Origin of the sequence: Pseudomaricurvus albidus, assembly GCF_018863235.1 — a bacterium.
Classification (GTDB): domain Bacteria; phylum Pseudomonadota; class Gammaproteobacteria; order Pseudomonadales; family Cellvibrionaceae; genus Pseudomaricurvus; species Pseudomaricurvus albidus.
The window spans coordinates 71,906-83,951 of the sequence record NZ_JAHKRS010000010.1; the positions used below are offsets into that span (position 1 = coordinate 71,906).

A 12,046-nucleotide genomic window follows, 5' to 3' on the forward strand; every position below is an offset into this window, starting at 1 on the left:
TCATGATGGTGTCCCATCATTTTTGCCTGCTTTACAATCTTTCCGTCTCTTTTTTGGGATTTCTGATCAAAATGTTGTCAGGAAAAATCAGGGGTTACAGAAAATTGACTAAGTGTCCATCCTTTTTTTGAGTGCTTCGGCGCCATTATTTTCCATTAAAACATCAGCTGTTGAATTAAAAGTCTCTCGAAGAGGGCGTTCGCTTAAGTGAATTATTACCCAAATATAAGTCAAAAGCTGAAAGAACTGCATCCCTCACAATTGCGTCATAGGCTCTCAAAAAAATATAGCATTTAGATCTAAAGGCATACTTTCCTTATTCGAGCGGTTTCTATACTATAACGCCATAAATTTGACCTTTGTGAAGTGCGTCACAAAAAGTGTGTGCTTCATGTCGCAGAAATAGCGCGAGGGGGTGGTCAGATTTACCAGCTGTAAAAAAACCGATGACCAGATTAAGAGTCATATAACGAAGCTATCTTCGCCGTTGTAAAAGGTATTACGCTATGTGGCGCGAATTAAAAGTACTTGTTGTCGACGATGATATTCAACGCCGACACAATCTCAAAGTCGTATTGGATTTTTTGGGGGAGCCGACGGTCGAAGCATGCTGCGATACCTGGCTCGAGGTTGCTAATCAGTCTGTAAAGACCGGCTCGGATACACCTGATGCTGACTACCTGGCTCTGATTCTGGGAGACAGCTGTAACGACAAGCCTCTCGAACAGCGTCTGGAAGCTATTCGTGACTGGAATCCGGTGGTTCCCGTTATCCTGCTGGGCGAGCAGCAAGTTTTGCCAGAGGATGCCAACCCCTATCTCAAGCATATGGTCATTGCCACTCTGGATGTTCCCCCTGGTTACAACAAGCTGTTGGACACCATTCACCGTGCGCAACGTTATCGTGAAGCACAGGAGCTCAGTCGTCGCACACAAGGGACTCGGCCAAGCCACCTTTTCCGCAGTCTGGTAGGGACCAGTCGTGAAATTCAGGGTGTTCGCGAGATGATGACTCAGGTGGCCAACAAGGATGTCACTGTGCTGATTACCGGTGAGTCTGGTACCGGCAAAGAAGTGGTCGCTCGCAATCTTCATTACCATTCAGATCGTCGTGAAGGTCCTTTTGTACCTGTTAACTGTGGCGCGATTCCTGCCGAGTTGCTGGAAAGTGAGCTGTTTGGCCACGAAAAAGGTGCATTCACCGGAGCGATCAACTCCCGTGCCGGTCGTTTTGAAATGGCCGAGGGGGGCACCCTGTTCTTGGATGAAATCGGCGATATGCCCTTGAATATGCAGGTTAAAATCCTGCGTGTGTTGCAAGAGCGCTGCTTTGAGCGGGTAGGGGCTAACAAGTCCCAGCCTGTTAATGTCAGGGTTATTGCCGCAACACACCGTAATCTTGAAGAAATGATTACCGAAGGGACTTTCCGGGAAGATCTGTATTACCGCCTGAATGTATTCCCCATTGAAATGCCTTCACTCCGGGAGAGGACGGAGGATATTCCACTGTTATTGAGTGAGCTGGTTTCACGTCTGGAAAGTGAAAACCGTGGCTCAATTCGTTTCAACTCTGCGGCTATTATGTCTCTCTGCCAGCACGAGTGGTCCGGTAATGTCAGAGAGCTGGCCAATTTGGTTGAATGAATGGCTATCATGCATCCTTACGGTGTCATTGGTGTGCAAAACCTGCCACAGAAATACCGTCACGTGGACATGCTGGATGAGGATGAGTTTCAGGTGTTGGCCGAGGCCGGCGGTGCCGCTCACCCTACCGTGGTCAGTATGACGGATACCACTCTGTTGCCTGATCAGGGGATTGATTTGAAAGAATATCTGACCAGTCTGGAGCGCAGTCTTATTCAGCAGGCTCTGGATGATTGCGGTGGCATTGTAGCCAGAGCGGCCGAGCGTCTGTCCATTCGTCGCACGACTCTGGTGGAGAAAATGCGTAAATACGAGCTGCAAAGAGGTTAGTGTTACTGCTTTTTTACCCTGATGTTCCTAAAGTGATACCCCAAAAGCCGCAGCTGATTACTGCGGTTTTTTTTGTTTTTGTTGTGGCAAAAAAACCAACAGTAGAATCAATATATTCCGCTAATCAATAACTTGGCATTACGTTTGCAATAACCCTGATATACACGCTAAAGCGTTAACTCTTTGACGCTTTACGCAGAATACCGATCAGGAGCAGGCCATGAGTTATGCAGCACAGGTAACTGAGCAGCAAAGTGTCAAAGTTAAGCCCGAACTGCTGGATGTTTCCATGCGTCCGGCTCAACAGCTTTCAGCGTTAGATGACAAAGCTTTGACTCGCGCCTCCTTGGCTGAATCCCTTCCCGGCGAATCTGGAAAAGAGGATCTTCGCGCTGCATTTGAAATGTTTAATCAAATGTCGCAGCAACTGTCTGAATCCTATCAGCATCTGGAGACGCGCGTCGCGGATTTGACGGCTGAGTTGAATGCGGTTTCAGCCAAGCGTATGGAGGAGTTGGCTGAAAAAGAAAACATCGCTGAGCGTCTGGAAAGCCTGCTCAATGTATTGCCGGGTGGGGTGGTTGTACTTGATGCGCGGGGTTTTATCACACAGGCCAATCCCGCAGCGCGGGAAATGCTTGGTGAGCCGTTGGAAGGCCTTCGTTGGTTCGAGGTTATTCAGAGAAGTTTTTCTCCCCAGGATGATGATGGGCACGAGGTTTCGACCAAAGATGGTCGCAGAGTCAGTATTGCGACTCGCTCTTTGGCTGAGGATGGTCAGATTATCCTGCTGACCGACCAGACAGAGACACGCCGTTTACAAAGTGAATTGAGCCGGCATGAGCGTTTGTCGGCGTTAGGGCGGATGGTTTCTGCCCTGGCGCATCAGATTCGCACGCCGTTATCAGCAGCAATGCTGTATGCAGGTCACCTCTGTGAAGGTGAGCTGTCCAAAGACCAGCAACAAACCTTTTCCGAAAAACTGCTTAAGCGCCTCAATCATATGGAGCGACAAGTGCAGGATATGCTGGTCTTTGTCAAAGGCGATATGCCTTTGAATGATGAAATTACCTGTGCAGAGCTGCAGCAAGGTATCGAAGAAGAAACTGAAGTTCTGCTCACGACCCACGGTGTTCACTGCCAGTGGATCAACGAATGCCCGACACACTTATTGCGCTGTCATAAAGACGCCCTTATCGGAGCGGTCTTGAATTTGATCAATAACGCCGTCCAGGCGGGTGGCAGTAATGTACGCATTGCCCTGGCCATGACGCTGACAGATCGCGGCGATGTGTGCCTGTCGGTTACCGATAACGGACCGGGCATTAATGCCGAGCTTCTGAAATCGGTTAAAGATGTCTTCGTGACAACCAAGGCTCAGGGAACCGGGTTGGGCTTATCTGTGGTCGATACGGTTGCCAAGCGCCATGGAGGAAAGTTTTTGCTGCATTCAGAACAGGGCAAGGGCACCTGTGCAAGATTGCTTCTGCCGCTTGCAGAATTTACCCAGTTTACCCGTACAGCCTTTTAAGTAAGCTGTGCCGACTTATCCAAGACAGTAATCAGAAACGCTAAACGGAATATGGTATGACTCAGGCCATCGGTAACAAGAAAACGTCGACTAACAGTAAAGCCGGGATCAGAATATTGATCGTCGAAGACGATCTGGATCTGCGTGAAGCCGTCGAAGATACCCTGCAGCTCGCGGGATACAGTGTTATTACCGCTGACAGTGGCGAAGCAGCACTGGTAGTGCTAAGTCAAAATCCGGACATTCACTGCGTCATATCTGACGTCAATATGGGGGGAATGGATGGCCATCAACTGTTGAAAGAGATCAAAGCTTCCTATCCACACCTGCCCGTTATACTGAACACCGCCTATGGCAGCATTGACCGTTCCGTCAAGGCCATGCGTGAAGGCGCGGTGGATTATCTGGTCAAGCCTTTTGCTCCCCAGGTGCTGGTTGATACTGTGGCCCGGTATACCGGTGAGTCATTAAAGCCCGGCGATGATGCTCCAATCGCACAGGATCCTTCCAGTCAGCAGTTACTGCAGCTGGCCAAAAGGGTTGCGGAATCAGACTCTACAGCATTGATTATTGGTGAATCCGGTACCGGTAAAGAAGTTTTGGCTCGTTATATTCATGCCCATTCGCCGCGGGCAGACAAGCCGTTTGTCGCCATCAACTGTGCTGCCATTCCGGAAAACATGCTGGAAGCAATGCTGTTTGGCCACGAAAAGGGAGCGTTTACCGGCGCTTACAGTAGTGCGCCCGGTAAGTTTGAACAAGCCAATGGCGGTACCTTGTTGCTCGACGAAATCTCTGAGATGGAACTGGGCTTGCAGGCCAAGCTGTTGCGTGTACTGCAGGAGAAAGAAGTAGAGAGGCTGGGTGGCCGCAAGACCATTCAGCTGGATGTTCGTGTGATTGCAACCTCCAACAGAGATATGCGCCGTCATGTTTCTGAAGGCAAATTCCGTGAAGATTTGTATTTCCGTTTGAGTGTATTGCCTCTGCAGTGGGCTCCGTTGCGAGATCGCCCTGCGGATATTTTACCTCTGGCTGAAAGCCTGCTGGCTAAACATGCCAGCAAGCAATATCGCAAGGGGGTGCGACTGGATCAACAGGCACAACAAACCTTGCAACAATATCCGTGGCCGGGCAATGTTCGTGAGTTGGACAACGTAATGCAAAGAGCGCTGATTCTACAGCCCGGGGCCACCATTTCGGCTCATGATCTTGGCTTGATCCAAACTGCCCAATACAGTGAAAAACCCAGCCTGATGGCTGCGTCGGACTGGTCTCAAAATGTAGCTTCTGTTGAAAGAAACTCTGCGCAAAAAGCTTCGCCTGCTGGTTCCGCGGGAGTAGTTCCAGCGTCCCAACAGGATTATCGACATGGCGAAAATTTGACGGGCTTTTCCATGCCTTCGGCGATGTCCAATGCTGCTCCTTTTGCTCAGGAGGCTTCGACCACCGCAAGTGCAGATGATGCCGGTGTTCTGGGAGATGACTTAAAGCAACGGGAGTTTGAAATCATCGTCAGTACCTTGCGTCAGGAGCGGGGAAGCAAGAAAAACACCGCGGAGAGGTTGGGAATCAGCCCAAGGACGTTGCGCTACAAGATTGCTCGCCTTAAAGAGTTGGGGCTGGATATTGGTCAGGCACAGGGTGCCTGATCTCATCAGATACTCAAGTGATCAGAACACAAAAAAAGGCCGGACTTAACAGTCCGGCCTTTTTTATTTCAAGTCAGTAGCCTCTGTGGTTGAAGAGACTGCAAATGATTATGTGGAGATTTCTGGTTTAAGCGAAGTCAAAGTCGAACTCGATGGTTTCCTTTCTGAGTCTCATGTCTTCCAGGCGCTCCTCCAGTTTGCGACGTGCATCCAGGGTCTGGTTTTGAGACTCGGAACTGCTTTTGCGTCGGCTTTTGGCGGTGGTTTTGGTTGAATTGTTTGCGGTTAGGACCTCACTGCTCATATCGAAATTCCTCCGTGTCGATATCTGTGGCTTGGTGGTTTTCTTATGTACTTATTTTTCAGGTCTGGGTGAAAAATATACTGATTTGTTCATGAGGGTCAAGCTTTCAACGTGATGATTTGGTGAATTATGTATGACGAATTGATGTCGTTGGCATTTAGGGGGCAGGAAGAGAGGGGCCAGGGGGAGGCTCGAAGCGGCAATTACCTGCCTGCGGCAAATGTTGGCCTGTTTTGTGCTTTTATCTTGGAAAGAGTCTTTAAGAGCCGTTTTTACGGACAAACTGCCAAAGTTTTGTCGCTGCAGGAGTCTGTAGCGACGGGTTAACCTGAAGTGAGGTCGTAGAGAAAATATTATGACAGATCGAGTGGATATCAACCGTCTTCTGGTCGAAATGCGATCAATGAAAAGCCAGGCACAGGCCTTTCAACGCCCTGAAAATCTGTCCGCAAAAGACGTCGCTGGTGTGGCTGGTCAGGGGCTTAATGTATCCAGGCCTCAGGACGTTCCCTCGTTTGGCCAAATGCTGGATCAGGCTGTCAATAAAGTGAACAACGTCCAGCAAACTTCCAGCAGTCTGGCCAAAGCCTACGAGCTGGGTGATCCCAATGTCGATATCACTGACGTCATGGTGGCGTCGCAAAAAGCCAGTGTATCGTTTCAGTCTATGGTTCAGGTGCGTAACAAGTTGATTGATGCCTATCGGGACGTCATGAACATGCCGGTTTAACATCGACATAAATTTTTCGGTTTATTTAAACGGTTACTAATTTCTGACACGGAATAAGACCCCATCCATGGCTACTGCAGATACGACAAATCCTGAAATGACCTCAGGAGCTCAGGCTTCATCGAGCAATGATCTGATTGAAGGGTTCAATAATCTGAACCTGATTCGTCAGGTTGGGCTTATGGTGGCATTGGCGGCCAGTGTGGCCATCGGGTTTGCCGTGGTTTTATGGACTCAGGGTGAGGATTATCGGCCTCTGTATGGCAGTCTGGATCATCTGGACTCTTCAGAAGTTATTCAGATTCTCGAATCGAATGACATCAAGTTCAAAATGGACGATGTCAGTGGTGTCATGCTGGTGGCCGATGCCGATATTCACAAGGCACGGTTGAAGTTGGCAGCTGCAGGTGTCCCCGGTGATAAATCCGTAGGTTTTGAATTGCTGGATCAGGAGCAGCCACTGGGTACCAGCCAGTTTATGGAGGGAGCCCGCTACCATCGCAGTCTTGAAGGTGAGTTGGCTCGAACCATTGTCAGCATCAATTCTGTTCGCAATGCCCGTGTGCATTTAGCGATTCCCAAACGCTCTGTCTTTGTCCGTGATCCGCGCAGACCTTCCGCATCGGTGTTTGTTGAGCTGTACCCTGGCCGTGGAATTAAGCCTGAACAGGTTAAGGCCATTGCTAATCTGGTCGCTTCCAGTATTCCTGAGCTGACGCTGGAAAATGTGACCGTTGTCGATCAGAAGGGGAACCTGCTTTCTACCGGGGAAGAAGACCAATCGATGATCGCAGCCGGTAAGCAGCGCGACTACAGCCGTAAAATTGAGGGGGATATTGTTCAGCGAATCAACAGTATTCTTGAGCCGGTGGTGGGATCCGGCAAATTCAGGGCTGAGGTCAGTGCCGATATTGATTTTACCGAGATGGAGCAGGCCAACGAAAGCTTTAACCCCGAAGTGCCAGCAGTTCGCAGCGAACAGACCCTGGAAGAAGCCAATCTCGGTAATAACAGAATTGCCGGTATTCCCGGAGCCCTCAGTAATCAGCCTCCGCTCGAAGGAGAGGCGCCGGAAGTGGCCATGGATGCGCAGGATATTCAGGCAGCTGAACGCTTAAAAAACACCCGTAAAGAAGCTACGCGTAATTATGAGCTCGATCGTACGGTCAGTTATACCAAGCATCAAAAAGGCAGCCTGCGTCGCCTGACGGTTGCTGTGGTAGTTGATGACCGAGTAGTTATTGATCCTGCCACGGGAGATCAGGTTCGTCAGCCCTGGACGGATCAGGAGCTGGATCGTCTGTCCATCATTGTACGCAATGCCGTTGGCTATTCAGAGGCGCGGGGAGACAGCGTCAATGTATTGAATTCCCCTTTTGTGGGGCAACAGGATATTACTATTGCCGAAGTGCCTTTCTGGGAAGAGGCCTGGTTTGCGTCATTGGCCAAACAAATTGTCGGTTTGCTCATTATTGTGGCTCTGGTTCTCGGCTTACTGAGGCCGGTACTGAAAAGTCTGTCCAGTGCCGGTGCTCAATCCAAAGACGAAGAGAGAGCAAAAGAGTTGGCGGCTCTAGAGTCGTCCGGTCTTAATAATTTCGAAGGTCTGTCAGATGAGACAGTCACTTTAACCGGCGGGGAGGCACTGGCGCTTCCCAGTCCGGAAGAGAATTACGAGCAACAGTTGAATGCGATCAAAGGTCTGGTGGCTGAAGACCCCGGTCGAGTGGCGCAAGTGATCAAACGCTGGGTCAACGAAGAAGAGTGATGTCTGGATATGAGTGAAGCGCAAGGTGTAGCGGCAGAGCAGGGCAATGCATTTCCGGCTCTGAAAATCTCCAAAGTCGAACAGGCTGCAATTCTGTTGATGAGTATGGGCGAGGCGGATGCTGCAGAAATCCTCAAACATATGGGGCCCAAAGAGGTTCAGCGGCTTGGTACCGCCATGTCTCAACTTTCCAACGTCCAGCAAGGTACGGTTGAAGCGGTATTGGGGGGCTTTCTGGATGAAGTCAGAACCTTGACGGGGCTCGGAATGGGGGCGGACAGTTACATTCGCAATATGCTGGTGACGGCATTGGGTGAAGATAAAGCCAATGGCTTGATTGATCGCATTTTGCTGGGTGGTAATACCACGGGGCTAGATACCCTGAAGTGGATGGAGTCTCGTTCTGTAGCTGACATCATCCGTAATGAACACCCGCAGATTCAGGCCATTGTGATTGCCTATCTCGACCCGGATCAGTCTGCCGAAATTCTGGCGTATTTCACTGAAAAGGTGCGTCTCGACATCATGATGCGTGTCGCGTCACTGGATACCGTGCAACCGGGAGCACTGCAGGAGCTGAATGACATTCTTGAGAAACAGTTCTCTGGCAATGCGGCTTCACAAACCAAGGCCATGGGTGGCTACAAAGTGGCTGCCGAGATCATGAACCACCTCGAGAGTGTCATTGAAGCTGATCTGATGGAGTCGATCAAAGATGTCGATGAGGATATGGGTAACCAGATTCAGGATCTGATGTTTGTCTTCGACAACCTCAAGGATGTCGACGACAGGGGCATTCAGGCGCTGTTGCGTGAAGTATCATCCGATATTCTCATTGTGGCCCTCAAGGGCGCAGACGATACCCTGCAGGACAAAATCTTTAAAAACATGTCCAAACGTGCCGCCGAACTGTTGAAAGATGATCTCGAAGCAAAAGGGCCGGTGAAGCTTTCCGAAGTGGAGGGTGCGCAGAAAGAAATCCTGGGCATTGCCCGTCGTATGGCTGATGCCGGTGAAATCATGCTGGGTGGCAGTGGCGAGCAGATGCTCTGATGGCATTGCGCATACGCCCCGAAACCTTTGCCAATGGATAACTGTTAAGTTATGAGTGCCAAACTTCCTAACCTGATTGCCTCTGAAGACCTCCAGAACTGTAATACCTGGAGTCTTCCCGAAGTGGGAAAAGGTGCAAATATCCTGTCTGCCGAGACCAAAAAACGTCAGCGTCTTGAGACTGAAAGGCAAGCTCAGAAGCTGTCAGAAAATACGCCAGATTCCGAACGTGTCGAGACAGACTGTCATGGAGAAGTGATTGAGGATGTCGATGATGAACAGCTTTCCTATTCTCCGTTAACCGCTGACCAGCTGCAGGAAATGGCCGACGCTGCCGAGAAAGAAGGTTTTGATCTCGGTTATGGTGAAGGCGTTGTCAAAGGCATCGCTGAAGGTAAAAAGCAGGGTTATGAAGAAGGACTGGCGCAGGCACAGGCAGAGATCCGGGAACAGTTAACCACTCAGGTGAGTCAGTTGCTGCAGGTGGCCGAAGCGCTGGTCGAACCCATCCAGAGTCAGGAAGAGCAACTCCAGAAATTGCTGTTACGCTACGTGACGACATTGACCGAGCAGGTGATTGAGCGTGAGTTGCAGCAGGACTCTTCCCACATTCTCTCTGTGGTCCAGCGTGCGATACAGGCACTGCCGGTTGGTGCTGACAACATTAAAGTCGTGGTGAATCCGGATGATCTGGCGCTGGTAGAAACCTATGCCGAAGAGCAAGGTGAACCCTGGATCTTCAAAGGGGATGGCCAGTTATTGCCCGGTGGCTGTCGTATTGAAAGCGCCGAAAGTCTGGTGGATTTCAGTGTGGAATCACGCATGAAAGCGATGTTCAGTCAATTTCTGGATAAGCAGTTGGTTGGCCAGGAAGCCGAATGGGATCAGCAGGAATCATCCCCACAAGCCGTCGAAGCGTCCGAAGCTGCAAGGCAAGAAGACAGGGATGATGTAGCTGCCGATGCTGAAGCGGAGCACAGCCTGTGAGCCTGCTTGATCAGCTAAAGGAGTATCGACCTCAACGGACATTTGACTATACCCCTCAGGCTGAAGGGCGCCTGGTACGTCTGGTTGGAATGACACTGGAAGCTGTTGGTCTGAATATCTCTGTAGGGCATCAGTGTGAAGTGATCACTGGAGACGGACGTCGGATTGAAGCCGAGGTTGTCGGGTTTTCCGGCAACAAAGTCTATCTCATGCCAATTCAGCACGTCGAAGGTGTACAGCCCGGGGCCGTGGTCAGGCCTTTGGGATCGAATAATGGCATTCGGATTGGGCCGCAATTGTTAGGCCGTGTCATCAATGGATTGGGACAGCCTCTGGATGGCAAGACCTTATGGCAGGGGGACGACTTCCTGGATTTTGCGCCTCACACCATTAACCCCCTGCATCGTCACCCGATCAGTGAACCTCTGGATGTGGGCATTCGAGCCATCAATGCACTCCTCACCGTGGGGAGAGGCCAGCGGTTGGGCCTGTTTGCCGGCAGTGGCGTTGGTAAAAGTATGCTCCTGGGGATGATGACTCGCTTCACGACTGCCGATGTCGTTGTGGTGGGGTTGATCGGTGAGCGTGGTCGAGAAGTGAAAGAGTTCATCGATCATACCCTGGGTGAAGAAGGGCTCAGTCGCTCTGTTGTGGTGGCATCTCCTGCGGATGATGCTCCTTTGATGCGTTTGAGAGCTTCCCAGCTGTGTACCCGAATTGCCGAGTACTACCGGGATCAGGGTAAAAATGTTTTGTTGTTGATGGACTCTTTAACCCGGTATGCCCAGGCGCAGCGGGAAATTTCCTTGGCTATAGGTGAGCCGCCAGCCACCAAAGGCTACCCACCTTCTGTTTTTGCCAAGATTCCGCAGTTGGTTGAACGCGCAGGTAACGCGGCAGAAGGGGAGGGTTCTATTACTGCGTTTTACACGGTTCTCACGGAAGGGGATGATTTACAAGACCCTATCGCTGACGCCGCCCGCGCGATTCTTGATGGCCACATCGTTTTGTCCAGAAGATTGGCTGAAGAAGGTACCTATCCGGCCATTGATGTAGAGGCCTCAATCAGTCGGGCGATGCCGAATATTGTACCTAAGGAGCACTTGCAGAAGATGCAGCTCTTCAAACAGACCCAATCCTTGTATCAGGACAACAAGGACCTTATCAATATTGGTGCCTATAGAGCTGGTACTGACCCGGCTATCGACAGGGCCATCGAGCGTAATCCTCATATGAAGCAGTTCGTGCGCCAGGATCTCGGGACTTCCGTAATGTTTGATGAGGCCTGTCAGCAATTGCAGGCTCTGATGGCGCCGGTGATGACAGCTCCCGCTGCAAAACCATAGGTAGGGCAAGAGTATGGCAGTTAAACGATCCCAAAGGATGGGCGTGGTTTTACAGATGGCTGTACGCGCAGAAGAGGGCGCTGCTGCCCAGCTGGAGCAGAGTCGTCAGCAGTTATCTCAGGCTCAGCAGCAATTACAACAGGTGGAAGACTACCAACAGGGTTACATCGACGCTTTAAATCGTCCCAAAAGTGGACAAAGTGCTTACAGCATGATCAATGATCGGCAATTTCTCGAGCAGCTAAGTTTTGTCTGCCGAACCCAGGCCGGTCAAATCGAAAAGCTGCGTCAAAATGAAGACAATAGCTTGCACAACTGGCAGCAGTGCTATCAGCTGCGTCGGAATATTGAGCAGTTAATCGAAAAACTCAAACAAGGTGAAAACCTGGCCATGGAGAAACAGCTGCAAAAAGAGCTGGATGAGTTGTCTTCGTCACTGCTTGCTCGCTCTCGCTAAGTTTTGATCCCGACCTGCATTTTGACTGGCTAAGAGCCAGGGCAGTGTTGATGTGTCACCTGTTATTGTCTTTGGGCGCCGGATTCTTCAAGCTGGCTGCATTGAGAGGCCATAAAATTTGATACCTGACGCAGGATAAGGCTGGATTCGGTAGGGTGTTTGATATTAGTCTAGTATTACAGAAGTTCAGCAGTTGGCTGTTACGATATTACCTTAATCTATAAAGATATTGTTTGAGGTATTTC

At 50.4% G+C, this 12,046-nt stretch carries 9 protein-coding genes and 1 pseudogene; 9 read left to right on the forward strand and 1 reads right to left on the reverse strand.

The genetic code is table 11. The annotated features are described in order from the left end of the window. Positions 1-506 precede the first annotated feature (506 nt). The 3 genes and pseudogenes from KOI40_RS15190 to KOI40_RS15200 all read left to right on the forward strand — a co-directional run bounded on the left by KOI40_RS15190 (position 507) and on the right by KOI40_RS15200 (position 5,156). Positions 507-1,973: pseudogene (locus KOI40_RS15190) on the forward strand (sigma-54 dependent transcriptional regulator). Between the two features lie 220 nt (positions 1,974-2,193). Further along, positions 2,194-3,504 (forward strand): sensor histidine kinase, encoded by a 1,311-nt coding sequence (locus tag KOI40_RS15195; RefSeq protein WP_233710315.1) that lies wholly within the window; start codon positions 2,194-2,196, stop codon positions 3,502-3,504. 56 nt (positions 3,505-3,560) lie between these two features. Further along, on the forward strand, positions 3,561-5,156 hold the full coding sequence (locus tag KOI40_RS15200; RefSeq protein WP_216098387.1) for a sigma-54-dependent transcriptional regulator: 1,596 nt from the start codon (positions 3,561-3,563) through the stop codon (positions 5,154-5,156). A gap of 127 nt (positions 5,157-5,283) precedes the next feature. Here KOI40_RS15200 and KOI40_RS15205 read toward each other — a convergent pair whose 3' ends face one another. Next, entirely contained in the window at positions 5,284-5,460 is a 177-nt protein-coding gene (locus KOI40_RS15205) for a PA3496 family putative envelope integrity protein (protein ID WP_216098388.1), read from the reverse strand. Positions 5,461-5,815: 355 nt separating this feature from the next. On the opposite strand from KOI40_RS15205, the gene fliE reads away from it, so the two are divergent. From fliE to fliJ, 6 genes are all read left to right on the forward strand, one after another. Beyond that, positions 5,816-6,190, forward strand: a complete 375-nt coding sequence (fliE, locus tag KOI40_RS15210) for a flagellar hook-basal body complex protein FliE (RefSeq protein ID WP_233710316.1) — start codon at positions 5,816-5,818, stop codon at positions 6,188-6,190. Between the two features lie 67 nt (positions 6,191-6,257). Continuing rightward, positions 6,258-7,958, forward strand: coding sequence for a flagellar basal-body MS-ring/collar protein FliF (gene fliF / locus KOI40_RS15215; protein WP_216098389.1), 1,701 nt, complete (start codon positions 6,258-6,260; stop codon positions 7,956-7,958). Positions 7,959-7,967: 9 nt separating this feature from the next. Next, the gene (gene fliG / locus KOI40_RS15220) at positions 7,968-9,011 is read left to right on the forward strand and encodes a flagellar motor switch protein FliG (RefSeq protein WP_216098390.1); all 1,044 of its coding nucleotides are present in this window, start codon (positions 7,968-7,970) and stop codon (positions 9,009-9,011) included. Positions 9,012-9,062: 51 nt separating this feature from the next. Beyond that, positions 9,063-9,998: a flagellar assembly protein FliH gene (locus tag KOI40_RS15225; RefSeq protein WP_216098391.1), complete on the forward strand. Its 936-nt coding sequence runs from the start codon at positions 9,063-9,065 to the stop codon at positions 9,996-9,998. A 2-nt stretch (positions 9,999-10,000) separates the two neighbouring features. Further along, complete coding sequence (gene fliI, locus KOI40_RS15230) at positions 10,001-11,344, forward strand: flagellar protein export ATPase FliI (RefSeq protein WP_233710322.1); 1,344 nt, start codon at positions 10,001-10,003, stop codon at positions 11,342-11,344. 13 nt (positions 11,345-11,357) lie between these two features. Continuing rightward, entirely contained in the window at positions 11,358-11,801 is a 444-nt protein-coding gene (gene fliJ, locus KOI40_RS15235) for a flagellar export protein FliJ (protein WP_216098393.1), read from the forward strand. The last annotated feature ends 245 nt before the right edge of the window (positions 11,802-12,046 follow it).